This is a genomic window from Streptomyces sp. NBC_01439, from assembly GCF_036227605.1.
Lineage (GTDB): Bacteria > Actinomycetota > Actinomycetes > Streptomycetales > Streptomycetaceae > Streptomyces.
In genome coordinates, this window is the sequence record NZ_CP109487.1 from 1,726,054 (window position 1) to 1,752,811 (window position 26,758).

Annotated in this window: 14 protein-coding genes; 5 read left to right on the top strand and 9 right to left on the bottom strand. The window is 74.6% G+C overall.

Annotated elements, in window-relative coordinates; genetic code table 11:
• Nucleotides 1–103: 103 nt before the first annotated feature.
• The 8 genes from OG207_RS07645 to OG207_RS07680 all read right to left on the bottom strand — a co-directional run bounded on the left by OG207_RS07645 (nucleotide 104) and on the right by OG207_RS07680 (nucleotide 20,978).
• Nucleotides 104–3,340: a non-ribosomal peptide synthetase gene (locus tag OG207_RS07645; RefSeq protein ID WP_329097079.1), complete on the bottom strand. Its 3,237-nt coding sequence runs from the start codon at nucleotides 3,338–3,340 to the stop codon at nucleotides 104–106.
• A gap of 19 nt (nucleotides 3,341–3,359) precedes the next feature.
• Nucleotides 3,360–6,563: an amino acid adenylation domain-containing protein gene (locus OG207_RS07650; protein WP_329097081.1), complete on the bottom strand. Its 3,204-nt coding sequence runs from the start codon at nucleotides 6,561–6,563 to the stop codon at nucleotides 3,360–3,362.
• Nucleotides 6,560–8,377 carry a condensation domain-containing protein gene (locus OG207_RS07655; RefSeq protein ID WP_329097083.1) on the bottom strand — a complete coding sequence of 606 codons (1,818 nt, stop codon included), beginning with the start codon at nucleotides 8,375–8,377 and terminating at the stop codon, nucleotides 6,560–6,562. The genes OG207_RS07650 and OG207_RS07655 overlap by 4 nt, the downstream gene beginning before the upstream one ends.
• Nucleotides 8,370–8,594, bottom strand: coding sequence for an MbtH family protein (locus OG207_RS07660; RefSeq protein ID WP_189741799.1), 225 nt, complete (start codon nucleotides 8,592–8,594; stop codon nucleotides 8,370–8,372). The genes OG207_RS07655 and OG207_RS07660 overlap by 8 nt, the downstream gene beginning before the upstream one ends.
• 84 nt (nucleotides 8,595–8,678) lie before the next feature.
• The gene (locus OG207_RS07665; protein ID WP_329097085.1) at nucleotides 8,679–10,946 is read right to left on the bottom strand and encodes a pyridoxal-phosphate dependent enzyme; all 2,268 of its coding nucleotides are present in this window, start codon (nucleotides 10,944–10,946) and stop codon (nucleotides 8,679–8,681) included.
• 2 nt (nucleotides 10,947–10,948) lie between these two features.
• Nucleotides 10,949–11,965 (bottom strand): GHMP family kinase ATP-binding protein, encoded by a 1,017-nt coding sequence (locus tag OG207_RS07670; RefSeq protein WP_329097088.1) that lies wholly within the window; start codon nucleotides 11,963–11,965, stop codon nucleotides 10,949–10,951.
• Nucleotides 11,931–13,499 carry an argininosuccinate lyase gene (locus tag OG207_RS07675; RefSeq protein ID WP_329097090.1) on the bottom strand — a complete coding sequence of 523 codons (1,569 nt, stop codon included), beginning with the start codon at nucleotides 13,497–13,499 and terminating at the stop codon, nucleotides 11,931–11,933. Before OG207_RS07675 ends, OG207_RS07670 begins: the two co-directional genes overlap by 35 nt.
• 108 nt (nucleotides 13,500–13,607) lie before the next feature.
• Entirely contained in the window at nucleotides 13,608–20,978 is a 7,371-nt protein-coding gene (locus OG207_RS07680; protein ID WP_329097091.1) for a non-ribosomal peptide synthetase, read from the bottom strand.
• A 244-nt stretch (nucleotides 20,979–21,222) separates the two neighbouring features.
• Here OG207_RS07680 and OG207_RS07685 point away from each other — a divergent pair, with 244 nt between their 5' ends.
• Both OG207_RS07685 and OG207_RS07690 read left to right on the top strand, forming a co-directional pair.
• Nucleotides 21,223–22,056, top strand: a complete 834-nt coding sequence (locus OG207_RS07685) for an alpha/beta fold hydrolase (RefSeq protein ID WP_329097093.1) — start codon at nucleotides 21,223–21,225, stop codon at nucleotides 22,054–22,056.
• Between the two features lie 106 nt (nucleotides 22,057–22,162).
• Nucleotides 22,163–22,735 (top strand): TetR/AcrR family transcriptional regulator, encoded by a 573-nt coding sequence (locus OG207_RS07690; RefSeq protein WP_329097095.1) that lies wholly within the window; start codon nucleotides 22,163–22,165, stop codon nucleotides 22,733–22,735.
• 27 nt (nucleotides 22,736–22,762) lie between these two features.
• On the opposite strand, the gene OG207_RS07695 is transcribed toward OG207_RS07690, so the two are convergent.
• Nucleotides 22,763–23,692, bottom strand: coding sequence for an MBL fold metallo-hydrolase (locus OG207_RS07695; protein WP_329097097.1), 930 nt, complete (start codon nucleotides 23,690–23,692; stop codon nucleotides 22,763–22,765).
• A 150-nt stretch (nucleotides 23,693–23,842) separates the two neighbouring features.
• Here OG207_RS07695 and OG207_RS07700 point away from each other — a divergent pair, with 150 nt between their 5' ends.
• The 3 genes from OG207_RS07700 to OG207_RS07710 all read left to right on the top strand — a co-directional run bounded on the left by OG207_RS07700 (nucleotide 23,843) and on the right by OG207_RS07710 (nucleotide 26,702).
• Complete coding sequence (locus OG207_RS07700) at nucleotides 23,843–24,052, top strand: hypothetical protein (RefSeq protein WP_327382007.1); 210 nt, start codon at nucleotides 23,843–23,845, stop codon at nucleotides 24,050–24,052.
• Nucleotides 24,039–25,436 (top strand): amidase, encoded by a 1,398-nt coding sequence (locus OG207_RS07705; protein WP_329097100.1) that lies wholly within the window; start codon nucleotides 24,039–24,041, stop codon nucleotides 25,434–25,436. Before OG207_RS07700 ends, OG207_RS07705 begins: the two co-directional genes overlap by 14 nt.
• Nucleotides 25,437–25,655: 219 nt before the next feature.
• Nucleotides 25,656–26,702 carry a hypothetical protein gene (locus tag OG207_RS07710; protein ID WP_329097101.1) on the top strand — a complete coding sequence of 349 codons (1,047 nt, stop codon included), beginning with the start codon at nucleotides 25,656–25,658 and terminating at the stop codon, nucleotides 26,700–26,702.
• Nucleotides 26,703–26,758: the final 56 nt, after the last annotated feature.

Here is a 26,758-nt window from a genome sequence, read left to right on the forward strand (position 1 = left end):
TGGTGGTGTCTCCTGGGAGGTGCGGGCGGGCTCTTCGTGGGGCGCGGTGCGTGACCGCGCGTTCAGGAGCCTTCGGGCCGTCTGAACGCGCGGTCACGTCCGGTCAGGCCCGGTCGCGGGGGCGGGGGCGCAGGGCGGGGCGGGCGGGTGCGGTAGCGGCCCCGGCCAGGCGGGCGGCGATGCCGGCGGGGGTGGGCGTCTCGAAGAGGTCGCGGATGCCCAGTCGTACGCCCAGCTCCGTGCCGATGCGCCCGGCCAGCCGGGTGGCGAGCAGCGAGTGGCCGCCGTGGGCGAAGAAGTCGTCGTCCATGCCCGCCTCCTGGAGGCCGAGGACGGAGGCGAAGATCTCGCAGACCGTCTTTTCTGCGGGCGTGGCGGGCAGCCGGCCGGCCGGCCGGTGCACGGTGGCCGGGTCGGGGAGCGCCTTGCGGTCCAACTTGCCGTTGACGGTCAGCGGGAACTGCGGCAGGTGCAGGAACAGCGACGGGACCATGTAGTTGGGCAGGCTCCGACCCAGTTCGGTGCGGACCTCCTCGGCGGTGGGCGTGCCGGTGAAGTAGCAGATGAGCCGCTGCTGGCCCGCGTGGTCTCGGTCGACGGCGACGACGGCCTCGCCGACGCCCGGTACGGCGCGCAGCGCGGTCTCCACCTCGCCCAGTTCGATGCGGTTGCCGCGGACCTTGACCTGGTGGTCCTGGCGGCCGAGGAAGTCGAGCTGGCCGTCGGCCCGCATCCGGGCGAGGTCGCCGGTGCGGTACATGCGGCTGCCCGGTTCGGCGCTGAATGGGTCGGGGACGTAGCGCTCGCTGGAGCGGCGCGGGTCGCGCAGGTAGCCGGGGCCCACGCCGGTACCGCCGATGAAGAGTTCGCCGGGCACGCCGGGCGGTACGGGGGCGAGCGCGGCGTCCAACAGGTAGAGGGTGTTGTTGCGCAGCGGGCGGCCGACGGGCAGCCGGCCGTGCTCCAACTGGGCGTGCACGTCGGGGCCGATGAAGGCGTGGGTGTTGTCGTCGGAGCATTCGGTGAGGCCGTAGGCGTTGACGATCGCGGCCTTCGGGTGGCGCGCGTACCAGCGGGTGCACAGTTCGGGCGGCAGCACCTCGCCGTTGACGATGAACCAGCGCAGTTCGGGCAGGGCCGGCGGCAGCGCACCGGTGTCCCACAGGTCGACGGCGGCGCGCACGAAGGAGGGCACGGTCTCCAGGACCGTGATCCCGCGGCGGGCGGCGTCGTCGAAGAGGGCGGCCGGGTCGCGGGCGGTGTCCCGGGTGACCAGGTGGACCTGTCCGCCGGTGATCAGCGGGGCGAGCATCTGCCACACGGAGATGTCGAAGGTGAGCGGGGCGTTCATCACCACGCGGTCGCCGTCGCCGAGGCCGAGGTCCTCGACCTTGGCCAGGAGGTGGTTGTTCATGCCCCGGCGGTGGACCATGGCGCCCTTGGGCTTGCCGGTGGAGCCCGAGGTGAAGCAGACGTAGGCGAGGGCGTCCGGTCCGCCGGCCGGCTCCGGCCGCTCGCCCGGGGCGGCGGCGGCCTCGTCGTCGATGACCAGGACGGGCAGGCCGCCGGGGACGGCGGCGGCGATCTCCTCGGCGCGGGCGCGCTGTTCGGGGGCGGCCAGCAGGCGGGCGATCCCGCCGCTCGCGAGCAGGTCGGCGGTACGGGTGACGGGGCCCTCGGGGTCGAGGGGGACGTAGGCCGCTCCGGAGCCCAGGATGCCGAGCATCGCGACGGGGACCCGGGCGGTGGGCTCGCTCAGCACCGCGACCAGGTCGCCGGGGCGCACGCCGTCGGCGAGGAGGGCCAGGGAGAGGGCGTCGGCGCGGGCGACGAGGGCCGCGTAGCTCAGCTCGCGGCCGGCCTCGTCGGTGGTGGCGACGGCGTCGGGGCGGCGCTCGGCCTGCTGCCGGACGCGCTCGACGGCCTCCGCGTACTGCTCGTCGCGCGCGGTGTCGTTCCATTCGACCAGGACGCGGTGGCGTTCGGCCGGGGAGAGCAGGTCCACGGTGCCCACCGGGCACGACGGGTCCTCTGCGACGGCTTCCAGGAGCCGGGCGAGCCGTTCCAACAGGGCCTGGGCGGTGTCCCGTTCGAAGACGTCCGGCCGGTAGTCGATCTGCAGGCGCAGCCGGTCGCCGGGGATGGCGGTCAGCGAGAGCGGGTAGTGGGCGGCGTCGTACGGGTCCACTCCGGTGACCCGGAGCCCGCCCGCGCCGAGGGCGGCCAGGCCGGCCTCGTCGACCGGGTAGTTCTGGAAGGCGACGCAGGAGTCGAAGAGCTCCCCCGCCCCGGCGAGCCGCTGGATCTCGACCAGGCCCAGGTGGTGGTGGTCGATCAGCCGCGCCTGCTCGTCCTGGAGCCGTTCGAACAGGGCGACGAGGGACTCCGCGGGGTCGATCCGCACGCGGACCGGCACGGTGTTGATGCACAGGCCCACGATGTCGGCGACGCCGGGCAGTTCGGGGTCGCGGCCGCTGACGATGGCGCCGAAGACCACGTCCTCGGAGCGGATCTGCCGGCCGAGCAGGAGCGCCCACGCGCCCTGGAGCAGGGTTCCGGAGGTGATCCGGTGGCCGCGCGCGAGGCCGCCGAGCCGCTCGGTCAGGGACTCGGGGAGGTACGTCTCCACGCGGTCGGGCAGGACCGAGCCGGGCGGCGGGGACACGGGCGCGGTGCGGGTTCCGCCCGCCAGGCCGTCCAGCGCGCGGGTCCAGGCGTCCTGGGCGGCGGTCGTGTCGCGGCTCTGGAGGCGGCCCAGGAAGGCGGAGTACGGGGTGACCGGGCCCAGGGGCGCGTCGTCGGCGTGGTGCAGGGCGAGGAGTTCGCGCACCAGCACCGGCCAGGACCAGCCGTCCATCAGGATGTGGTGGTAGGTCAGCAGCAGCCGGTGGGAGAGCGGACCGGTGCGGATGAGGGTGAAGCGCAGCAGCGGCGGGCGGGCGAGGTCGAAGCGGGTGGCCCGGTCCTCGGCGAGGAGGGTGTCGACGGCGGCGGCGCGCTCGACCGCGGCGAGCCCGGAGAGGTCCAGCTCCTGCCAGGGGGCCCGTACGCCGCGCTGGACGACCTGGGCGGGCTCGCCCGTGGCGCGGCGCAGGAAGCCGGCGCGGAGGTTGGCGTGCCGTCCCAGGACGGTGTCGGCGGCGGCGCGCAGCCGGTCGGCGTCGAGGGGGCCGTCGAGGTCGAGGAGCAGCTGGGCGACGTAGACGTCGCGTTCCTCCTCGTCGAAGAGGGCGTGGAAGAGGATGCCGTCCTGGAGCGGGGAGAGCGGCAGGACGTCCTCGACCAGGGAGCGCGCGGCGGGTGCGGCAACGGGGGCGGGGGCGGACGGCGGGTGGTTCACGGTCGTGTTCCTTCGGTGGTCAGGCGGTCTGGGTGCGGCGGGCCCGGCGGACGATCGGCGGGTCCTCGGCGCCGGCGGCCGCGGCGGCGGGCAGGGCGGCGGCCAGTTCGGCGACGGTGGGGCCAGTGAAGAGCTGGCGGATGCCGACGGCGGCTCCGAACCGCGCCGTGACCTCGGCGAGCAGTTGGGTGGCGAGCAGGGAGTGGCCGCCGAGGTCGAAGAAGCTGTCGTGGACGCCGATCCGCGGCAGGCCGAGGACCTGTTCCCAGATCGCACACAGGGCGCGCTCGTCGTCGGTGCGCGGCTCCTGGTGGGCCGCTGCGGTGCCGGCCGTGGCCGGGTCCGGCGCGGGCAGGGCGGTCAGGTCGGTCTTGCCGTTGGCCGTCACGGGGAAGGCGTCCAGCAGGGTGAGGGTGGCGGGCACCATGTAGTCGGGGAGCCGGGCGCGCAGGTGTTCGCGCAGTTCCCGCGGGTCGGGTGCGGGGGTTCCCTCGGCGGGAACCGCGTAGCCCGCGAGCGCGGGTCCGGCGGCCGTGTCCACGACGGTGACGGCGGCCTGGCCCACCGCCGGGTGGCCGGCGAGGGCGTGCTCGATCTCGCCGGGTTCGATGCGCAGTCCGCGGATCTTGACCTGCCGGTCGGCGCGGCCGAGGTACTCGACCTGGCCGTCGGTGTTCCAGCGGGCCAGGTCGCCGGTGCGGTACATGCGGGCGCCCGGGGGGCCGTACGGGCAGGCGACGAAGCGTTCGGCGGTCAGCGCGGCCCGGCCGAGGTAGCCCTGGGCGAGTCCGGCGCCGGCGATGTAGAGCTCGCCGATGACGCCGGGTGCCACGAGGCCGAGCCGCTCGTCCAGGACGTGGAGCTGCGTGCCGTCGAGCGGCCGGCCGATGGGGACCTGCCCGTCGGGGGCCTCCTGGCCCGGGCCGACGGCGAAGGTCGCGGCGAAGGTGGTGGTCTCGGTGGGGCCGTAGGCGTTGGTGACGGTGGTGCGGGGGCAGGCCTCGCGGACCCGGCGAACCATGGACGGCGAGGCGGCCTCGCCACCGGTCATCACCTCGTGCAGCGTGCCGAGGGCGGGCAGGCAGCGGTCGGCGAGGACGTTGAAGAGGGTGGCGGTGAGGAAGGTTCCGGTGACCTTCTCCTCGGTCATCAGCCGGGCCAGCGCGTCGACGTCGAGCTCGCCGGGCGGCGCGACGACGACCAGGCCGCCGTTCAGGAGCGGCACCCACATTTCGTAGGTGGAGGCGTCGAAGGCGTGCGGGGAGCGGAACAGGACCCGCTCGTGCGCGCCGCCGCGCCAGCGCCCGTCGGTGGCGAGGGCGACGACCTCGCGGTGGGAGACGGCCACGCCCTTGGGGGTGCCCGTGGAGCCGGAGGTGTACATCAGGTAGGCGAGCGCCTCGGGATGCCCGGGGAGCCCGGCCGGCGCGCCGGCCACGGCCGCGTCGGTGGGGGCCGCGTCCGGGCGCAGCACGTGGCGCGGACCTGCCGGCACGGGCTCGCCGTCCGGGAGGTCGGTGACGAGGACGGCGGCTGCGGCCGCGGTGATCACGGCCTCGGTGCGGGCGCGCGGGGCCCGCGCGTCCAGCGGCAGGTAGGCGGCGCCCGCCTTGAGGATGCCGAGGCAGGCGGCGACGAGGTCGGCCGAGCGGTCCATCAGTACGGCGACGGCCTCGCCCGGGCGGACGCCGAGGGCGTGCAGCCGTCCGGCGATCTGGTCGGCCAGGGCGTCCAGTTCGGCGTACGTGGTCTCCCGACCGGCGCAGAGCACGGCGGCGCGGTCGGGGTGGGCGGCGGCCCGTTCCGCGAAGGCCGCGTGGACGGTGCGGTCGTCGGCGGCGACGGGTGCGCCCTGCCAGTGCTCCAGGAGGTCGGCGCGCTCCCCGGGCAGCAGGACGTCGAGGGCGGAGATCGGTGTTCCCGGTTCGCGGACGACGGCGCCGATGAGGTGGACGAGCCGGTCCAGGAGGCGCCGGGCCGTGGCCTCGTCGAACAGGTCGCTCGCGTACTCCAGACCGAGGGCCAGGCCCCGGGGTGCTCCGGTGGCCGGGTCGTGGAGCTCCTCGACCTCCAGGGTGAGGTCGAATTTGGCGGTGTCGGTGCGTACCGCCTCCACCTCCGCGGCCAGCCCCGCGAAGGCGGGGACCTGCGGCTCGGTGCGCTGGGCGGAGACGGCGACCTGGAAGAGCGGGTGCCGGGCGGACGAGCGGGCCGGGTTGAGGCGTTCGACGAGCGATTCGAAGGGCAGTTCCTGGTGGGCGTACGTCTCGAGGGCGGCGGACCGCACCCGGCCCAGCACCTCCGTGAAGGCGGGGTCGCCGGAGGTGTCGGCGCGCACGATCAGGGTGTTGACGAAGAGGCCCACGAGGTCGGTGAGGGCTTCGTCGTCGCGGCCGTCGACGGGGCAGCCGAGCGGCAGGTCGGTGCCGGCGCCGAGGCGGGTGAGCAGGACCGCGAAGGCCGCCTGGACGGCCATGAACGGCGTGGCGCGGCCGCCCCGGGCCAGCGCGGCGAGCCCGGCGTGGACGGCGGCGTCGGTCCGTGCCTCCACAGTTGCACCCCGGTGGCCGGCCACGGCCGGGCGCGGCCGGTCGGCGGGCAGGGCCAGTTCCTCGGGCAGGCCGTCCAGGGCGGCCGCCCAGTGGGTGAGCAGCCGGGCGTGCAGGGAGTCGGGGTCCTGGGCCGGGCCGAGGAGTTCGCGCTGCCACAGGGCGTAGTCCGGGTACTGGACGGGCAGTTCGGGCCACTCGGGCGGGCGGCCGGAGCACCGGGCGGTGTAGGCGGCGGCCAGGTCGCGGACGAGGACGTTCACGGAGTGGCCGTCGCCCGCGATGTGGTGCAGGACCAGGAGCAGGTAGTGGTCCTCATCCCCGTCGGTGAACAGGTCGGCGCGCAGGGGCGGTTCGGCGGCGAGGTCGAAGGGCCGGGACGAGGCCTCCGCCGCCCGCCCGGCGCGCTCGGCGGGCGGGCAGACGGTGACGGTGAGCACCGGGACGGCGTCCGCGGGGTCCAGGACGCGCTGGTGGGGGCGGCCCGCCGCGTCGGGGAAGACGGTGCGCAGGGCCTCGTGGCGGCCGCTCACGTCCGCGAGCGCGGCCTCCAGGGCGGGGCGGTCGAGGGCGCCGCGCAGCCGCAGCCCGACGGGGATGTGGTAGAGCGCGCCGTCGGCGCCGTCCCGGGCGTGGAACCACAATCGCTGCTGGGCGTGGGACAGAGGGATCACAGCAGGGCTCCGAGCTGGGATTCGAAGGTGTCGAGGTCGGCCTGGCTGACCTGGGCGAGGGACACGTCGGAAGGGGTCAACCCGCCGGCGTCCGGGCGGGCGGCGTGGGTGACGACGGCGCGCAGCATGGTGAACCACTCCTGCGCGAGGTCGTGAACCCAACTCCCCGGGAAGGCGTTGCCCGCCCAGGTCCAGGTGGCGCTGAGGGTGAGGCCGTCCGGGCCCTCGTGGGCGGCCGCGTTGACCTCCACGGCGTGGGCCATCGGCAGGCCTTCGTCGGCGTCGTCGAGGGCGAAGGCGTGCCCGGGCGCGGCGTCCCAGGGGGCGTCGCCGCCCATCGGGAACCGGCCGAGGTAGTTGAAGCCGATCTGGGGAATGCCGCGCGCGGCGAGGTCCGGCCCGGTACGGGAGTTGAGGTGGCGCAGCAGCCCGAAGCCGATGCCCTTGTCCGGTACGGCGCGCAGTTCCTCCTTGACCAGGCGCAGGGCCGCGCCGACCGCGGGTCCGCCGGCGCGGGCCTCGTCGAGGTCGGGTCGGCCGAGGGCGAGGCGTACGGGGAACACGGTGGTGAACCAGCCGACGGTGCGGGACAGGTCGGTGCCGTCGGTGACGTCCTCCCGGCCGTGGCCCTCGACGTCCACGAGGACGGTGCCCTCCGTGTCACCCGTGTCCCGGCCGTCGGCGCTGCGCCGGCCGAGGACGGCGAGGGCCAGGGCGGTCAGCAGGACGTCGTTGACGGTGCCGTTGACGAGTCCGGGCGCGGTGGTGAGCAAGGGGCCCGTCACGTCCGGCCCGAGGGTCAGGGTGAGGGTGTTGTCCGGGCTTTCGGGGTCGAGGCCGCCGGCCGCGCGGACCCCGGCGAGGGCCTGCGGGGCCTCTTGCAGGGCGGCGGCCCAGCGGTCGGCCTCGGCGCTCCGGCGGCCGGAGGTGGCCTCCGCGCGCAGGAGGTCGGCCCAGTGCGCGAAGGGGGTGTGCGCCGGTTCCAGGACGGGCTCGCGACCCTCGGCGAGGGCCGCCGCACAGGTCCGCAGGTCGTCGTGGAGGATCCGCCACGAGACGCCGTCGACCACGAGGTGGTGGACGACGAGCGCGAGGCGTCCTTGCTGTCCGGCTCCCCGGTCGAGGAGTACGGCGCGCAGCATGTGGCCCGCGCGGGGCGCGAGCAGCCGACGGGCCGCTCGCATCCGCTCCCGGGTCAGGGCGGGGAGTTCTGCGTCGCCCGTCCCGCGGGCGTCCACGTGGTCCAGCAGGTCCGCCGCGGCGACGGAGCCGGCGGGCGGTACGAGCGGCTCGGCGCCGTGGGCCCCGATCCCGTCGGGCAGCCGCAGGCGGAGCATCTCGTGGGTGTCGAGGAGGGCCTGGACGGTGCGTTCGGCGTCCGCCTGCCCGAAGCCCGGCGGGGTGCGCAGGACGAGCGACTGGTTGTACGTGTCGACGGGGCCGCCGAGTTCGGCGAGCCAGCCCATGATGGGGGTGGGTGCCAGCGGGCCCAGGCGGCGCGGGGGCACGAGCGGTCCGGCGCCCTCGCCCGGCCGGCCCTGGGCGAGGGCGGTAGCGGCGAGCGCGCTCACGCTCTCGGCACGGAGCACGTCGCGGGTGCTGACGACGAGGCCCGCCGCGCGGGCGCGGCTGACGACCTGGATCGCCTGGATGCTGTCGCCGCCGAGCCCGGTGAAGCTGTGGCCCGCGCCGACGTCGGCGCGGCCGAGGACCTCGGCGAAGAGGGTGCGCAGGATGCGTACGGGGTCGGCGCCCGTGTCGGTGTCTCCGCCGGTGTCGGCCGACTGCCCGGTGGGGCGGACGGGCTCAGCCACGGGGCGCGTTCCCGGCGAGGGCGGCCACCAGGGAGGCGGGGCGCATGTCGGTCCAGACCCGCTCGACGTGGTCCAGGCAGGCCTGCCGGCCGTCGGGGCCGTGCACCACGGTCCAGCCGGCCGGGACGGGGTTGGCCGCGGGCCACAGGGAGTGCTGGAGCTCGTCGTTGCGGACCACGACGTAGGTGGCGTTGTCGTTCTCGAAGGGGTTGCTCATGGCGGTTCGCCTTTCGGGACGGGGGCGGCCGTACGGTCGTACGGCCGCTTCGCGGAACGGGAAGTGACGGTCAATCAGAATCGGTCAGGAACGGGGCGCGGCCTCGATGTCGAGGCGGAGCAGGGCCCGCGCCGCGTCGAGGGCTGCGTGCACGCCCTCCGGCTCCGGGTGGCGGGCGATGACGTGCCCGAGGCGGTCGGAGGCGCTGCGGGGCCTGCGTACGGGCGTGCCGGGGGCGGCGGTGACCAGTACCGACTCCACCCCCTCGACGGCGGCGGCCTCCCGGGTGCCGTGGGTGGCGGTGAGGGTGCCGTCGGCGTCGGCGAGGACGAACTGGATCCCGGCGTGGCCGGACCCCTCGGCCTTGAGGTGCGGGGGCAGGCCGAGGGCGGCGCGGAGCTGCTCCCCGAGGAGGTCCACCCCGGTGGCCAGTCGGATCAGTTCGGGGATCATGCCGCCGGCCGGGCGCGGGTTGATCTCGATGAGGGCGGGCCCGGCCGCGGTCAGTTTGACCTCGGTGTGGGTGGCTCCCAGGCGGATCCCGGCCGCGTCCAGGGCCGCCGTCACCGTCTCGGTGATCTGCTGGGCGGTGGCGGCGGGCAGCGGGGCGGGGAAGAGGTGGCGGTGCTCGACGAAGTGCGGGGTGGCCGTCACGGACTTGGCGGTGATGCCGACGCACACCGCCCGGCCCTCCCCGCTGAACATCTCGACGCTGTACTCCGGCGCGTCCAGGTACTCCTCGACGAGGACGGTGCGGGCGGTGGGCATGCCCCGGACGTTGGTGTCGATCGCGAGGATCTTCTCGATCTGGGCGCGGACCTCCGCCTCGTCGGCGCAGAGCAGGACGTTGGTGGAGCCCGAGTCGTCGGCCGGCTTGACCACGCAGGGCAGTCCGGTGCGGGCGACGGCCTCCGCCGCCCCGGCCGGCTCGTGCACGAGGGCGTACCGGGGCTGGCGGACGTCCGCGGTCCGCAGCCTCTCGCGCAGGGCGGCCTTGTCGCGGCAGAGCGCCACGGCGTCGGGCGGGTTGCCGGGCAGGCCGAGCCACTGGGCGATCCGGGCGGCGGCCGGTACGTAGAAGTCGCTGGTGGTGGTGACGCCCGCGATCTCCTCGCGGCGGAACCGCTCCTGTACGGCGGCGCGCAGGGCGGCGTCGGAGTTGGTGTCGCAGCGCACCACCTCGGCGCCGGTGTCCGCGAGGCCGCGGTAGCGGTCGGGGTCGCCGGTCAGCAGGACGGGTACGGTGCCCAGTTCGCGGGCCCGGTCCAGGGCCAGCATGCCGGTGCCGGTGGTGTTGGACTCCACGAACAGCAGGTGCCGCCGGATCCCGGCGGGCGGGCTGTAGGCGAGGGCGGACCAGGTGTGGGCGGTCCCCTCGGGGTCGAGGACGGCCGGCGCGGTGGCGGTGGGCACCTCGCCCAGCCGGTGGGCGTCCCAGTGCTCGTCGTTGTAGACGGTGTCGGCGTAGCGGTCGCCGCGGTCGGGCAGGATGCCGACGATCCGGCTTCCGGGCTCGGCGCGGTCGGCGAGGCCGGTGAGGACCCGGTAGACGGAGCCCGAGGTGTTGCCGCCGAAGATCTGCTGCTCGCGGGCGAGGTCCCAGGTCGCGGCGAAGGCCTCGTGGTCGTTGAGCCAGTGCACCTCGTCGACGAGGGTGCGGTCCAGGTTCTTGGGCAGCAGGCTGTTGCCCAGCCCGCTCTGCAGCCGCTGCGGCACGTCGGGCTGTCCGAAGAGGGCGCTGCCCACGCAGTCGACGCCGACGACGTGCAGGGCGGGGAGGCTCTCGCGCAGCGCCCGTGCGGTGCCGCACAGGGAGCCGCCGCTGCCGACGGCCCCGACGAGGGTGTCGAACTGACCTAGATCCGCCAGGAGTTCACCGGCGAGGGTGCGGTAGGCGCCGGGGTTGTCGGGGTTGGTGTACTGCTGCGGCCAGAACGCGCCGGGGAGTTCGTCGAGGAGTTCTGCGAGCCGCTCCAGGCGGGCGCTCTGCCAGCCGTGGCTGGTCATCGCCTCGACCACGTGCACCCGGCAGCCCAGGGCGCGGAGTTTGGCGAGGGTGACCGGGTCGATGCGCGGATCGGTGACGATGTGGACCTCGTGACCCAGGGAGCGGCCGACGAGGGCGACGCCGAGGGCCATGGTCCCCGAGGAGCTCTCGATGACGGGGGCGCCCGGCTTCAGGGTGCCCAGTCGCCGGGCCTCCAGCAGGATGTTGCGGGCGACGCGGTCCTTCATCGCGAAGAGGTTCTGCAGTTCCAGCTTGGCGTAGACCTCCACGCCGCGGGCCTCGCCGAGGCGCAGCCGGACCAGCGGGGTCGCGCCGATCGCGTCCGTCACGGTGTCGAACAGCATGGTCAGATCTCCAGCTCGGTGGGGTGGGCGGGCGCGGGCGTCGGGCTCCAGCTGTCGTCGGCGCCGAGGGAGCGGTGTACGGACACCTCTCCACCGAGGGCGGCGCAGCCGGCCCGGATGTGCTCGGTCTTGCTCGCGAGGGCCGGGTCGTTCGCCTCCAGGAGGACACCGAGCATGGTGCCGCTGTGGGCGAGCACCAGGCCCAGGCCGTCGACCTCGCGGCACAGGGCGTGCAGCTGCCCGAACCCGGCGCGCCGACGGCGGTGGGCGTTCATCTCGGCGCTGCGGGTGGCGACGGCGCCGACCTCCTGGAGGTCGCCGCGGGCGACGGCGCCGGTGAGCCGGTCCAGCAGGAGCGCGTACTCCTCCCGGTCGGTGGCGTCGATGGCCCGGGCGCCCCGGTTGTGCGCGACGGTGTCCACCTGGCCGCCCTCGTCGTGGGCGACGACGGTCAGCGGGGGCAGCACGCCGAGGCGGTGGCCGAGGCGCACCTCCCGGTGGTGGAAGGCGACGATCTCGTCGTACATGACCCCGTCGGCCGGTTCGATGCCGCGCAGGAAGTCCTCCGTCTCGGCCGGGGTGAACTCGCGCCCGTGAGCGGCCCCGACGGCCCGTACGGTGGCGACGAGGTCGGCGGAGGAGCTGGCGAGGCCCTTGCCCTCGGGCAGGTCCCCGGCCACCTCCAGGAGGCCGCCGTCCGCCGTACCGAGGGCGGCCAGGACGGCTTCGGCGACACGACGCGACTTGGCCTTGTGGGCCGGCCGCACCTGGACGCCCGGCCGGCCGGGGCTGGGGTGGAAACGGGCGGTGGCCCAGCGGGCGAGGGGGAAGGTGACCAGGAAGTCCCCCTGCGGGTGGGGCAGGGCGCCCTGGAGCAGTTCTCCGAAGGTGCCGAAGGCGCTGCCGGAGCCGGGGCCCAGGACGGAAGCCGGTCCGACGACGGAAGCCGGTCCGACGACGGCGGCGGACGTCCCTGCGGCGGCGTCAGTGGGCGTGCTGTACGCGGGCGCGCTTGCCATCGCCGTCCTCCTCGTGGATCTCGTCGCCGGTCGCGCCGTACAGGGCGCGGTCGCCTTCCTCGGTGCCCGCGCGGACCGCCGCGGCGCGCAGTTCCCAGTCGGCGCCGAGCCGTTCGTACGTCTCCTGCTGGGTGCGCAGTACCGCGCGCACGGCGTCGGGGCGGGCCGAGCCGGCGGAGACCATGCGCTCCAGGCCCCGGTCGACGTCGAAGGCCTCGGCGAGGAGCCGGGCGGGGTCGGCGAGGGTGATGCCGTGTCCGGCGGCCGCCTCGACCAGCAGGGCGGGTTCGCCCGGGGCGGGGGCGGCGCCCGCCGCCGCGGCGAGCACGACGTACTTCCCGGCGACGACCTGGGCGGTGCGCCAGGGCACCCCTTCGGTGAGGCAGAGGGCGTTGGCGAGGCTGAAGCCGCCGAGGAACTCGCGCTCGCACACCTGGCGCATGCGGTCGGCGCGGAAGGTCAGCCTGCGCAGCACCTCGGTGAGGAGGCGGACGGTGCCGTGGGCCGAGTCGAAGGCGTTCAGCAGGTGGGTGCCGGCCTCCTTGGACACCTCGACGAGGTTGCAGAAGGGGGTGTTGCGCTGGCCCAGGAGCACGTCGAAGTGGAAGGCGCTCAGGTGGGCGGTGCGCCCGCGGATGCGTTCCAGGACGGGGTAGTTCTTCTTCTGCGGCATGGCGGAGGAGATGCCGGACAGCTCGTCGGGCAGTTCGATGAAGCCGTACTCGCTGCCGCCCCAGGTCAGCAGGTCGGTGGTGAAGCGGCTCAGGGCGGTGCCCAGCAGGCTGAGTTCCGAGGTCAGTTCGGCGCTCCAGCGGCGCGAGGCCACGGCGGTCAGGGCATGGGGCTGCGGCCGGGAGAAGCCGAGCAGCCGGGCCATCCGGTCGCGGTCCCACGGCAGTTCCTGCCCCGCCATGGCGCCGGCGCCCAGCGGGCAGGCGTCGATGCCATCGTACGCGTTCAGCAGCCGGGCGTGGGTGTGCAGCAGGTGCTCGGAGAGCGCGGCGAGGTGGAAGCCGGGGGTGATGATCTGGGCGGCCTGGAAGTGGGTGTACCCCGGCATGGGCAGGTCGCAGGTCTCCTCGGCCAGCCGGTGGACGACGGCGGCGAGTTCGAGGAGGGCTGCGGCGAAGCGGGCGAGCTGGTCGCGGCCGTACATCACCTGGGCGCAGGCCTGCAGGTCGTTGCGGCTGCGGTCGGCGTGCCAGCGCACGACCGGGGCGGGCAGGCCCGCCTCGACGTGCCGTTCGAGGGCGAAGGCGATGTCCGACATGTTGGCGCCCGGCTGGGCGCTGAGGGTGTCGGGCCGGACGGAGTCGAGCAGGGCGGCGATCCGGTGGGCCTCCTCGGCGGTGATCAGGTCCATGCGGACGTACTCGGCGGCCAGGGTCTTCTCGATGGCGACGTAGTGGCGCAGCAGGTGGCGGGACTCGAACCCGAACTGCGGGGCGAGCACTTCGTCGTGCAGGAGTTCGGCGGGGCCGCCGCTGATCCGGCCGCTCAGCTCGGGGGCGGGCCCCGGGGTGTCACTCGTCACGTGGTGTGTTCCGTTCCTGTTCTGGTGCGGGGCGCGTCGGCGCATGCCTCGTCGACGCGCGGCGCGGGAAGGGGGGTACGGGTACCCCGGGCGGGCCGGGGTTCCCGTTCAGCGGTGGTCGGCCGCGGCGAGGGCGGTGCGCAGGAGGGCGGCGGCCCGGGTGCTGTGCGGCGGCCGCATCAGCCCGTAGTGGTCGGTGTCGGCGTCGTGGCGGGTGAAGCCGGCCGCGGCCCGCCCGGCCCACCGGTCGGCGGCCTTCTCCCGGGCCCCGGTCCCGGTCTGGAGGAAGAGGACCGGGCAGGGGGCTGCCGGGGGCTCGTACGCGGCGGCGGCGCGGATCCCGGTCCGGAACACCGCGTAGTGCCGGGCGAGGTCCTGCGGGTCCAGTCCGGGGGCGAAGCCGTCGCGTTCCACCTGCTCGGCGAGGACGGCGAGGCGGGCCGTGGTGTCGGCGACGCTGCGCAGGGCGCTCCGCAGGGCGGACGCGCTCTCGTCGCCGGGGTCGAAGCCGGCGGAGCGGGCGAGGTCCTCGTGGAACCACTCCAGCAGCTCGCTCTCGTCCTCGGGGACGTGGCCGGGCTCCGGGTAGCCGGTGTCCAGCAGGGCGAGGGTCGCCACCTCCTGGCCGGCGGAACGGAGTTGGACCGCCATCTCGTGGGCGAGGAGCCCGCCGAAGGACCAGCCGGCCAGGTGGTAGGGGCCGGCGGGGCGGATCCGGCGCAGGGCCTCCACATGGGCGGCGGCCAGCTCCCGGGCCGTGGCGTCGGGGGCCGCTGCGGGGTCGGTCAGGCCGGGCGCCGTCAGTCCGAACACCGGCCGGTCGGTGCCCAGTTCGGCGGCCAGGGTGCGATAGCAGAAGACGTTCCCGCCGATCGGGTGGACGAGGAAGAGCGGGTCGAGGGTGCCCTCGGGCTGGAGACGGACCACCGGGTCAGGGGCCAGGTCGACGTGGCGGTCCCGCAGCAGCGCGGCCTGCCGGGCGACGGTCGGGTGCTCCAGGACGGCCGAGACGCCGAGGCGTTCGCCGAAGGCCGAGTTGATCCGGCCGATCAGGCGCAGGGCGTCGATGGAGTGCCCGCCGGACTCGAAGAAGTCGTCGTGGACGCCGACCGTGCCGGCGTCCAGCAGGCGCTCCCAGATCCCGGCGAGGCGGGATTCGAGGGCGTCGCGGGGCGGGGTCGGCTCGGCGCCGCCGCGCAGGTCGGCGGGGTCCGGGTCGGGGAGGGCGGCGCGGTCCAGCTTGCCGTTGGCGGTCAGCGGGAGGGCGTCCAGGCACACCCAGGCGGAGGGGACCATGTACTCGGGGAGCCGCTCCCGGGCGTGGGCGGCGAGTGCGCCCGGGTCGGGGGCGGGTGCGGCGTCCGGGCCGGTCGCATCGGGGACGAAGTAGCCGACGAGGCGTTCGCCGCGGGGCAGGACCGCGCAGTCGCGCACGCCGGGGTGTTCGGCGAGGACGGCTTCGATCTCGCCCGGCTCGACGCGGAAGCCGCGGATCTTGAGCTGGTGGTCGGTGCGGCCCGCGTACTCCAGGGCTCCGTCGGGGCGGTGCCGGGCCAGGTCGCCGGTCCGGTAGAGGCGGCGGGTGGTGCCGTCGGGGCTGGTGTGCTCGATGAAGCGCTCGGCCGTCAGTTCGGGTCGTCCGTGGTAGCCGTCGGCGAGGCCGACGCCTTCGAGGAAGAGTTCCCCGGTGACGCCGAGGGGGACCTCGGCGAGGCGGCGGTCCAGCACGTGGGTGCGCATGTTGGCGATGGGCCGGCCGATGGGCACGGTGTCGCCGCCGTCCGGCCGGCACTGCCAGTACGTGACGTCGACGGCCGCTTCGGTGGGTCCGTAGAGGTTGTGCAGTTCGACTCCGGGCAGCCGCTCGAAGAACCTGCGCTGGACCTCGTACGGCAGGGCCTCGCCGCTGCACACCACGCGGGTGAGCCCGGCCGCGCCGGTCACGGCCGCGGGGTCGTCGAGGAAGACGCTGAGCATGGACGGGACGAAGTGCACGGTGGTGGCGCCCTCGTCGTGGATCAGGCCGGCGAGGTAGCCGGGGTCGCGCTGCCCGCCGGGGCGGGCGAGGACCAGGGTGGCGCCGGTCAGCAGGGGCCAGAACAGCTCCCACACGGAGACGTCGAAGGTGTACGGCGTCTTGTGCAGCACCCGCTCCCCCGGAACCAGCCCGTACTCGTCCTGCATCCACAGCAGCCGGTTGGCGATGGCGCGGTGGGAGACCACGACGCCCTTGGGCTTTCCGGTGGAGCCCGAGGTGAAGATCATGTACGCCGGGTCGGACGGCTCGGGGGCTCCGGCGGGGCCCGCGGCGGCGGTCGCGGCGGCAGTCGCAGCCGCGTCCGGCCGGACGACGGTGACCCCGGAGCCCGCCAGCCGCTCCGCCCACGCGCCCTCGGTGACCACCAGGCCGATGCCGGACTCGGTGAGCAGGGACCGCACGCGCGGCGCGGGGTGCTCCGGGTCCAGCGGGACGTAGGCGGCGCCCGACTTCAGGACGGCGAGCAGGACGACGGGCAGGGCGAGGGAGCGTTCCAGCAGCAGGCCGACGAAGGTGCCGGGGCCGGCGCCCCGTTCCCGCAGGGCCGCGCACAGCCGCTCGGCCTCGGTGTCGAGGGCGCGGTAGGTCAGCTCGGCGCCCTCGAAGCGCGCGGCCGGGGCGTCCGGGGTCCGGTCGCGCTGCGCGTCGATGAGCCGGGTCAGGACGTGCGGCTGCGGGTAGTCGACGGCGGTCCGGTTCCACTCGGCGTAGCGGCGGTGTTCGGCCTCCGGCAGCAGGTCGGCGGCCGTGCAGTCACGGTCGGGGGCCCCGGCCAGGTCGCACAGGGCGGCGGTGTAGGAGGCGTGCGCGCTCTCCATCTGCGCCTCGGAGAACTGGGCGGCGTCGAAGCGCAGGCCGAGTTCGAGCAGGGAGCCGTCGGGGCTGCGGGAGAACTCGGCGCCGAAGGCGAAGTCGGTGCCGGCCTCTCCGGTCTCCTCCAGCACGGTGAACGCACCGTCGGGGGACCCGTCCCGCTCCACGTGGAAGTGGGTGTAGTTGAAGAAGGTCTCGAAGAGCGGGCCGCCGCCGGACAGCCGCTGGATCTCGGCGAGCGGGAAGCGGCGGTGCGCGTGCAGCTCCGCCTCCAGCTCGGCGACGTGCGCGACGAGGCCGCGCCAGCTGAGACCGGCGACGTCGGCGCTCAGCGGCAGGGTGTTGAGGAAGACGCCGACGACCTTGTCGCCGTCGGTCTCCTCGGCGCGGCCGTTGTGGACCACTCCGGTGGTGACCGCGTCGCCGCCGCCCAGCAGGGCCGTGGCCCGCAGGTGGGCGGCGAGCAGGACGGTGCGCAGCGGTACGGCGCACTCGGCGGCCAGGGCGGTCAGCCGGGCGTGCAGCCCCTCCGGGAGCGGCGCGAGGTACCAGGACATCCTGGCGGGTCCGCCGGTCGCCGCCGGGCGGGGCAGCCGGGTCGCGGGGGCGTCGGTCGCCTTGCCGGTCCAGAAGGCGCGCTGTCCGGCGTCGGCCAGCGCGGCCCGTTCCAGGGCGACGAAAGAGGCGAACCGGGAGCGGGGGCCCGCGTCCGGGGAGGGCCCCTCCTCGGGGGTCCGAGCGGCGAGCGCCTCGGTGTAGCAGGAGGCCAGTTCCGTCAGGAGCGAGCGTTCGCTCCAGCCGTCGAGGACGGCGTGGTGCTCGGCGACGAACAGTTGGAGCCGGGTGTCGGAGAGCCGCTGGACGTGGAAGCGGATCAGCGGGGGCCGGTCCCAGGCGAACGGCCTGTCGCGCTCGGCGGCGTAGCGGGCGGCGACGGCGGTCCGCTGCGCCTCGGGGTCGAGGCCGTACAGGTCCTCGAAGGTGATCTCCGGGCGGGCGCCGCGGTGGACGAGCTGGAGGGGCTCGCCGAACCCGTGCGGGTCGAAGGAGGTGCGCAGCATCTCGTGCCGGGCCGCGAGGACCTCGACGGTGGTCCGCCAGGCGGCTTCCGAGAAGGGCGCCTCGACCAGGTAGGAGGCCACGTTGTGGTAGACGCGTCCGCCGGCCGACGGCAGGTCGCTGTGGTAGAGCATGCCGGCCTGGAGCCGGGTCATCGGGTAGGCGTCCTCCAGCCCGTCGGGCAGGGCGGCGCGGTCCTCGGGGGTGAGCAGGGAGAACGGCTCGTACGGGGCCTCGGCGCCGGCCGCCGCCTCCCGCCGGGTCACGACGGGGGCCAGCGCACGGGCCGTCTGACGGCGCATGAGGTCGGCGACGGTGAGGTCGAGGCCGCGTTCCCGGATCCGGGCGAGGACCTGGAGGGAGCGGATGGAGTCGCCGCCGAGGGCGAACCAGTTGTCCAGGGCGCCGACCCGTTCGTGCCCGAGGACCTGGGCGAAGACCTCGGTGAGCGCGGTCTCGACCGGCCCGCTGGGCGCCTCGTAGGTGGCGGTGGGGGTCCGGGGCGCCGAACCGGGGGCGGGCAGGCGGCGCCGGTCGGTCTTGCCGTTGGCGGTCAGCGGGAAGGCGGGCAGGGTGACGAAGGCGCCGGGGATCATGTAGCCGGGCAGTCGCTGCGCGAGGTGGGTGCGCATCTCCTCCACGGTGGGGCCCGTGCCGTCCTCGGCACCGGTCACGGCCAGGTAGCCGACGAGGACGTCGGTCCCCGCGGTGTCCGGTGCGACGAGGGCGACCGCGGCGTCGACGAGGGGGTGGGCGGCCAGGGCCGCCTCGACCTCGCCGAGTTCTATCCGGAAGCCGCGCAGTTTGACCTGGTGGTCGATGCGGCCGAGGTACTCCAGGTCCCCGTCGGGCAGGGCGCGCGCCAGGTCGCCGGTGCGGTACAGCCGCTCGCCCTCGGCGAGCCCGGCGGGCCCGTCGGCGCCGCGGTCCGGGCCACCGCCCGGGCCACCGTCTGCGCCGCGGTCGGCAAGGCCGGTGGGGAAGCGCTCGGCGGTGAGTTCGGGCCGGCGCAGGTAGCCGCGGGCGAGGCCCGCCCCGGCGACGTACAGCTCCCCGACGGCGCCGCGCGGAACGGTCCGGCCGCGCGCGTCGAGCAGGTGCAGGCGCAGGTCGGGGATGGGCACGCCGATGACGCTGCCGCGGCCCTCCTCGGCGTCGCGGGCGGTCAGCGGCCGGTAGGTGACGTGCACGGTCGTCTCGGTGATGCCGTACATGTTGACCAGGCGGGGTGCGGTGTCGCCGTGCCGGGCGAACCACCCGGCGAGGGCGGCGACGTCGAGGGCCTCCCCGCCGAAGACGACGTGGCGCAGGGCGAGCCCGGGGGCGTCCGGACCGGTCGTGCGCTGGTGCTCCTCGTCGGCGCGGGCCAACTGGTAGAAGGCGGAGGGGGTCTGGTTGAGGACGGTGACCCGCTCGGCGCGCAGCAGCCGGTGGAACTCCTCGGGCGAGCGGCTGGTCCCGTACGGCACCACGACGAGGCGGCCGCCGTGGGCGAGGGCGCCCCACAGCTCCCAGACGGAGAAGTCGAAGGCGATGGAGTGGAAGAGGGTCCACACATCCTCGGGGCCGAAGCCGAACCAGTGGTCGGTGGCGGAGAACAGCCGGGTGACGTTGGAGTGGGGCACGAGGGTGCCCTTGGGCAGGCCGGTGGAGCCGGAGGTGTAGATGACGTAGGCGAGGTGGTCCGGGGTCACGCCCGTGTCGGGGGCGGTGTCCGGTTCGGCGGCCAGGAGCGGGGCGTCGGCCTGCAGGTCGACGGCGTGCAGGCCGGGGGCGTCCCACAGGGATCGGGTTCCGGTGGTGCCGACGACGTGCTCCAGGCGGGCGTCCTGGACGATGTGGCGCAGCCGCTCGGGCGGGTTGTCGGGGTCGAGCGGCAGGTAGGCGCCGCCGGCCTTGAGGATGCCGAGCAGGGCGACGACGAGGTCGGCGGAGCGGGGCAGGCACAGACCGACGAGGGTGTCGGGTCCCACGCCGAGGGCGCGCAGCCGGTGCGCGAGCCGGTTGGCGCGGGTGTCGAGCTCGCGGTAGCTGAGGGACGTGCCCTCGTGGACGAGGGCCACCGCCTCGGGGGTGCGGGCGGCGTGCCCGGCGAAGACCTCGTGGATGCAAGCCGGCTCGCCCGGAGCGGGCGGGAGGGCGGCGCGGGGCGGGAGCGGCGAGCCGATGCCGCTCCTCTCGTCGGCCGACAGCATCGGCAGCCGACTGAGCGGCAGTTCGGGGTTCTCGGTTGCGGCGTCGAGGAGCCGGGCGAAGTGCCGGCCGAACTGTCGGACGGTGGCGGCCTCGAACAGGTCGGCCCGGTACTCCAGCCGGCAGCTCAGCGCGCCGCCGGTGCGTACGACGTCGAAGGTCAGGTCGAACTTGGCGGTTCCGGCCGGCCCTTCGAGCATCCTCGCCCGCGGGCCGGGCAGGCCCTCGGTCATGGCGTCCTCGTCGTGGAGGCCGAACATGACCCGGAAGGGGGGCGCGTCCTCGCCGGTGCGTCCGGGGGCGATCCGGTCGACGACGCGTTCGAAGGGCAGGTCCTGGTGGTCCTGGGCGTCGAGCACGGTGTCCCGTACGCGCTCGAGGTGGGCCCGGAAGGCGGGGTCGTCGGACAGGTCCGCGCGGATCACCAGCGTGTTGACGAACAGGCCGACGGTGTCCTGGAACTCCTTGCGGCCCCGGCCCGCGACCGGCGTTCCGACGAGCACGTCGTCGGTGCCCGTGTAGCGGCCCAGCACGATCTGGAAGGCCGCCAGCATCAGCGTGTAGGGGGTGCTGTGGGTGTCACGGCACAGGCGCTCCATCCGGGCGAGCACCGCGGCGGGCACCTCGAAGGAGTGCAGCGCCGCCGCGGCGCGGTCCGCTCCGGCCCCGGGCCGGCCGTCCCGGGGCAGGGGGGCGTCGGGCAGTTCGCCGCCCAACTGCTGCTCCCAGTAGGCGAGCTGGCGCTGGGCGGCGGCTCCCTGGAGCCATTCCTCCTGCCAGTCGGAGAAGTCGGCGTACTGGTACTCGGGGGCCTCCATGGCCTCCAGCACCTCGGACGCGGCCGGCTGCGGCCCGCCGGTACCGTCGGGGGCGTCGCCGTACCGGGCGTACGCACCGAGGAGCTCGCGGGCGAGGATCCCGACGGACCAGCCGTCGGCGACGATGTGGTGCAGGGCGAGCGCGAGGACGGCGCCCTCGGGGGTGTGCAACAGGGCCACCCGGAAGAGCGGTCCGGACTCCAGGTCGAAGGGCCGGTGGTGTTCGGCGGCCATCCACTCCTCGACGTCCCGGGATCCGTGCGCCGCGGCGGAGGACCAGGCGAGCACGGCCTCGGTGTCGATGTGCTGCCACAGCTCGCCGTCCCGCAGGACGAACCGGGTGCGCAGCGCCTCGTGCCGGTCGAGCAGCCCCTGGGCGCAGGTGCGGAGCGCGGCCTCGTCCACCGGGCCTTCGAGGCCGTAGAAGACGGGCATGTGGTAGGTCGGCCGGCCCTCCTCCACCTGCTGGAGGAAGTACATCCGCTGCTGCGCTCCCGACGCGCGGAACGCGCTGAACGACGGCTCCGCAGGGCGTTCGGTCGGATCGTGACTGGCCAAGACAACTCCCTCGGCGCCGCACCGGTGGCTGGTACGCGGCGCATGCTCCGCTTGCTTGCCCGCTCAGCCTAGGAACGGCATCGATTCGGGTGAAGTCGCCTGTTTCCGGTCCCCGATTCACGTGACCACGGCTGTGGACGACCTGCGCAAGTACCGGTGGAAGGCCGTGTTCCGACGCCGTTCGGGGGCCCCGGGGCGGGACACTGCTGCCGCGGACCGAACCGAGATCGCCACAGGAGGCACCATGCCCTTCATCACCGTCGGCCAGGAGAACAGCACCGACATCGACCTGTACTACGAGGACCACGGCAGCGGGCAGCCCGTCGTCCTCATCCACGGCTACCCGCTGGACGGGCATTCCTGGGAGAAGCAGCTGCCCGCCCTGCTCGACGCCGGTCACCGCGTCATCACCTACGACCGGCGCGGCTTCGGGCAGTCCTCCCAGCCCACCACCGGCTACGACTACGACACCTTCACGGACGACCTGCACACGCTGATGGAGACCCTCGACCTCACCGACACGATCCTCGTCGGCTTCTCCATGGGCACCGGCGAGGTCGGCCGTTACCTCGGCACCCGCGGTTCCGGACGCGTGGCCAAGGCCGCCTTCCTCGCCGGCCTGGAGCCCTACCTCCTCAAGACCGACGACAACCCCACCGGCGTCGACGGCAGCGTCTTCGAGGGCATCCTCGCCGCCGTCACGAAGGACCGCTACGCCTACTTCACCGACTTCTACCAGGCCTTCTACAACCTCGACGAGAACCTCGGCACGCGCATCAGCGAGGAGACCGTACGGGCGAGCTGGGCGACCGCCGCCGGCGCCTCCGCGTACGCCTCCCGCGCCGCCGTCCTCACGTGGACCACCGACTTCCGGGCCGACATCCCCAAGATCGACGTGCCCGCCCTGATCCTCCACGGCACCGCGGACCGCATCCTCCCGATCGGGGCCACCGCGGAACCCTTCCACAAGGCCCTCCCGCACGCCGACTACGTCGTCCTCGAGGGCGCCCCGCACGGTCTCCTGTGGACCCACGCCGAAGAGGTCAACAACGCCCTCCTCGCCTTCATCGGGGACTAGGCCGTGCCGGCCGCGTGACCCGCGCTCCGCGGCCGGCACCGCCGCGGAGCCCGGGGCGGCGGCCACGACCGAGCATGATGCAAGAAATTTGCTTTAAGCTGGCCGCATGAGCCGAAAAGCGATGGTCCGCCCCGGGGGCCGCAGCGCACGGGTCCAGGAGGCGGTCCACACCGCCGTGCGTGAGCTCCAGGCTGAACTGGGGCGTCCGGAGCTGACGATCCCGATGGTCGCGGCGCGGGCCGGCGTCACCCCGTCGACGATCTACCGCCGCTGGGGCGACCTACAGGAACTACTCTCGGACGTCGCCGTCGAGCACCTGCGCCCCGACGCTCCGCCGGAGGACCACGGAGACCTGCTGGCGGACCTGCGGGGCTGGGCCGAACAGTTCCAGGAGGAGATGGCCTCGCCCGCGGGCCGCGCGTACATCCGCGATGCGCTGCTCGGGGACCCGGACGGCGACAACGCGGGGCGGTGTTCGGCCTACGCGGCGGAGCAGATCGCCGTCGTGCTCGCCCGCGCCGCGGAGCGCGGCGAGGGGGCCCCGGACGTCGAGACGGTGCTCGACCGGGTCGTGGCGCCGATGATGTACCGCATCCTGTTCCGCCCCGCCGGACTCACCGGCGCGTACGCGCACCGGCTCGCGACGGAGGCCGTACGGGGCTTCGACGCACCCCGCTGACCGGCCCGCCGCGCACGCCCCCGCGGGTCAGCGGCGCACCGGAGCGGCAGCCACGGGTTCGAGCCGGTAGCCGTCCCCCTCGACCACCACGCGGCCGGCGGTCGGCGCGGGGAAGTGCGTACCGAGCACCAGGGCGCCGGTGTCGGCGAGGCGGGCGAGCAGCGCCCGGCGGGTGGCCTCGGCCCGTACCGGGTCGATGTCGACGCAGCTGCCGATCTCCGGCCGGGCCAGCTGCACGGGGTGGTGGACGGCGTCCCCGGTGACCAGGGCCGTCGCGCCGCCGCTGCTCACCTGTACGACGATCTGCCCGGGGGTGTGACCCGGCGCGGGCAACAGGCGCAGCCCCTCGGCCACGTCGATCCCCTCGGCCGGCACGTCGACCAGGTCGAGCAGACCCGCCTCCTCGACGGGCACGACGGAGTCGCGGAACATGCCGCGCCGCGCCTCGTCCATGTCGTAGCCGGCCCAGAACTCGCGCTCCGCCCTCGACGTCAGGTAGCGGGCGCCCGGGAAGGTCGGCACCCATGCGCCGTCCGCCTCGCGGGTGTTCCATCCGACGTGGTCGGCGTGCAGGTGGGTGAGGATCACCAGGTCGACGTTGTCGGGGGTGAATCCGATGTCCGCGAGGCGTGCGAGGTAGTCGGTGCGGAGCCGGTGCCACGCCGGGTTGGCCCTCGTCTTGCCGTTGCCGATCCCGGTGTCGACGAGGACCCGCAGACCGTCCACGACCAGCGCGAAGCTGTGGCTGTCGAGGTGCAGGACACCGTCCGGACCGGCGAAGTCGGGCCGCAGCCAGTCGTGTTCGGCGACCACGTCCGGGGTGGCGGCCGGCAGCAGCCACGGTCCGGTCGCGGGCGGCAGGGGCACTTCGTCGACGCGGTGGACCGCGATCTCCCCGACGGACCAGTGGGCAGCGGCTCCGGCCGGGGCCGGCTCGGTGAACTGTGCGGTGCACATGGGCGTGTTCCTTCGTCTACAGAGGACCGACCGACAACAAAAGCGATTCATTCGCTTTAAGCGACCGTAGGCCCTACCGTGAACTAACGCAAGCCGTTAGCTTTAAGGCGGCGGTGAGCGTGCCGCCGCACTCCTGAAGGAAGGCAGCACATGTCCGCCCCGGACCTCACTCCTCCCGAAGCCGCCCGCTGGGCCGCACGGTCAGGGCTTCCGCTGGCGAAGGACCGTCATGCGGAAGTGGCGGCCACCGCCGACCACATCCACGCCGTCGTATCGCTCCTGCGGGAACTGGACTTCGGCGAGACACCGCCCTCCGCGACGTACCGCGCGGGAGGGGAGCAGCACGATGGAACCGTATGAGCTGACCGTGGCCGAAGCGGCCGAGGCCGTACGCACCCGGCTGGTCTCACCGGTCGAACTGGTGGAGTCGGCGCTGGCGCGCATCGCACGGGTCGAACCCCGCCTGAACGCCTTCACCGCCGTGACGGCCGACCGTGCGCGCGCCGCGGCCCGCCGGGCGGAGGGCGAGATCGCCCGCGGCACGCACCGGGGGGCCCTCCACGGGATGCCCGTCGGCCTCAAGGACCTCATCGACGTGGCCGGGATGGCGACCACGGCGAGCTCCCGGGCACGGACGGGACACCGGGCGGAGGCCGACAGCACCGTCGCGGCGCGCCTCGCCTCGGCCGGAGCGGTCCTGGTGGGCAAGACCCACACGCACGAGTTCGCCTACGGCCTGACCACCCCTCAGACGACGAACGCCTGGAACCCGGACCGGGTGGCCGGCGGGTCCAGCGGCGGTTCCGCCGTCGCCGTCGCGGCGGGGGCGGCCGCCTTCGCCCTGGGCACCGACACCGGCGGATCGATCCGGGTGCCCGCCGCCCTGAACGGGGTCGTCGGACTGAAGCCGACGTACGGGCTGGTGCCGCGCCGTGGCGTGACTTCGCTGTCCTGGTCGCTGGACCATGTGGGACCCCTCACCCGCACCGTGGAGGACGCCGGGCTGGTCCTGGCCGCCCTGGTCGGACACGACCCGCACGACCCGGCGTCCGTCGCGGCCCCGGCCACGGACCACCGGCCGGGCCCCGGCACGGATCTGACGGGGCTGCGGGTCGGGGTGCCGAACAACTACTACTTCGACCGGGTGGACCCGGAGGTCGAGGCCGCCGTCCGGCGGGCGATCGAACGGCTCGAGGGGCTCGGCGCCCGGCTCGTGGACGTCGAGATCCCGATGACGCGCTACATCCGCGCGGCCCATTGGGGCCTGATGGTGCCCGAGGCCTCGGCCTACCACGAGCGGACCCTGCGGGTGGTACCCGACCTGTACGGGACCGACGTGCGGGTCCTCCTGGAGGCGGGCGAGCTCATGACCGCGGGCGACTACCTGCGGGCCCAGCGCGCCCGCACCCTCATGGGGCGGGCTTGGCGGGACGTGCTGGAGGCGGTCGACCTGATCGCCGCACCGACCGTGCCGATCACCGCCGTCGAGTCCGGACGGACCGAAGTGACCTGGGGCGACGGCAGCGTGGAGGGCGTCGCCGACGCCTACGTACGGCTGTCGGCCCCGGCCAACCTCACCGGTGTTCCCGCGCTGAGCGTGCCCGTCGGCCTGGACTCGGCGGGCCTGCCGATCGGCATGCAGCTCATGGGGAGGCCCTTCGGCGAAGCCACGCTCCTGCGCGCGGGACACGCCTTCGAACGCACCGGCACGGCACGCGGCCTGGCCCCGGAGCGGGCGGCCTAGGCCCTGTCGTCAAAGTCCCTCCCCCAGCTACCGCTGGGAGGTGCCCCCGGGCCCGCGACGCCCGGCACCGCACCTCGCCGCGTTGTCGGGGCACCCAAGTACGTCCAGTACTCGGGCGCCCCTCCGCCTTGCGATGCACGGCACCGGACGCCGCGGGCCTGACCGGCGCTACTTTGACGACAGGACCTAGCGCGGGGGCGGCCGCCCCCTCATGTGATCATGGATGCGTCACATTCCTTCGCCCGCGAGGTGATCTTTTTGACGAAGGTGGCACTGCGTTCCTACGCACTGTTGCCTCGGCAGTACGACGAGCGGAAGGTACTGGCCTCCACGATTGATCCGTGGGGCCGCGCTCTCTGGCTCATCTGCCCTGATGCCCGCTTCCCCTCCAGGCGGGCCGGCCGGGACGTCCCGGCGCCCACGAAACTCCCCTTCGACGCCCTGGTCGTCATCAGCGACCGGGGGGTGGTCCGGGAGCAGACCCTGCACGGAGTGGCCGTGGACCCGAGCGCCTTCGACGCCCTGCCGGGCGGCGGGTTCGTGCTCTCCGGCGGTGGAGGTCCGAACGCACGATCCGGCCAGATCTTCGGCCGCGACGGCCGCTCCCGGCGCCGGTTCCCCCTGGGAACCCGCCTCACGCACCTGGTCGCGGACCGCCGCTCCGGCTTCTGGACCGGATACGCCGACGAAGGGATATACAGCGACGACCGCGTCAGCGCGGGCGGGCTGGTCCGCTGGGACAGCAGGGGGAACCACGCGGGGGCCCTGCGCCCCCCGGCGCCCTTGGACTACCTGGTGGACGTCAACACCGTCAACGTCTGCGACTCCACGGTCCACGCCGTGTACTGGCCGAGCGCACCGCTCGTCGAAACGGGCCCCGGCGGGATACGCCGCATCCGCCGCCTCCCGGTCTCGGACCCGTTCGGCCTCGCGATCCGCGGTGACCGACTGCTCCTGCTCGGAGGGGTCGAAGGGGGCGCCTCCACCGCCGATCGGGTGAGCGCCGTCCACCACCTGAGGCTGACGGACGAGGGAGCTGTCGTCACCGGACACGAGGAACTCGTCTTCCCGAACGGCGACCCCGTCAGACGCTACGCCCGCCCGGTCTGCCGGGGTCCGCGGATCTTCCTGCACACGATCCGCACGCTGCGGCAGTGGTGGGTACTGACGCTGCCGCAACCCTCGGCCCGTACGGGGCGGTGGCGACCCGGCAACACGATGACACCACGGCCGCCGGGCGGCTGCCGCACGGTGAACCGGCCGTGACAGAGGTGGAGTTGAGCCAGTCACGGCCGGTAGGACCGGTGCGTCTGGTGGGGGTC

Coding starts and splice junctions, on each gene's coding strand:
- OG207_RS07700 (WP_327382007.1), top strand. CDS start 23,843: ATGTCCGCCCCGGACCTCACTCCTCCCGAAGCCGCCCGCTGGGCCGCA.
- OG207_RS07690 (WP_329097095.1), top strand. CDS start 22,163: ATGAGCCGAAAAGCGATGGTCCGCCCCGGGGGCCGCAGCGCACGGGTC.
- OG207_RS07685 (WP_329097093.1), top strand. CDS start 21,223: ATGCCCTTCATCACCGTCGGCCAGGAGAACAGCACCGACATCGACCTG.
- OG207_RS07665 (WP_329097085.1), bottom strand. CDS start 10,946: ATGCTGTTCGACACCGTGACGGACGCGATCGGCGCGACCCCGCTGGTC.
- OG207_RS07660 (WP_189741799.1), bottom strand. CDS start 8,594: ATGAGCAACCCCTTCGAGAACGACAACGCCACCTACGTCGTGGTCCGC.
- OG207_RS07710 (WP_329097101.1), top strand. CDS start 25,656: ATGGATGCGTCACATTCCTTCGCCCGCGAGGTGATCTTTTTGACGAAG.
- OG207_RS07670 (WP_329097088.1), bottom strand. CDS start 11,965: ATGGCAAGCGCGCCCGCGTACAGCACGCCCACTGACGCCGCCGCAGGG.
- OG207_RS07705 (WP_329097100.1), top strand. CDS start 24,039: ATGGAACCGTATGAGCTGACCGTGGCCGAAGCGGCCGAGGCCGTACGC.
- OG207_RS07695 (WP_329097097.1), bottom strand. CDS start 23,692: ATGTGCACCGCACAGTTCACCGAGCCGGCCCCGGCCGGAGCCGCTGCC.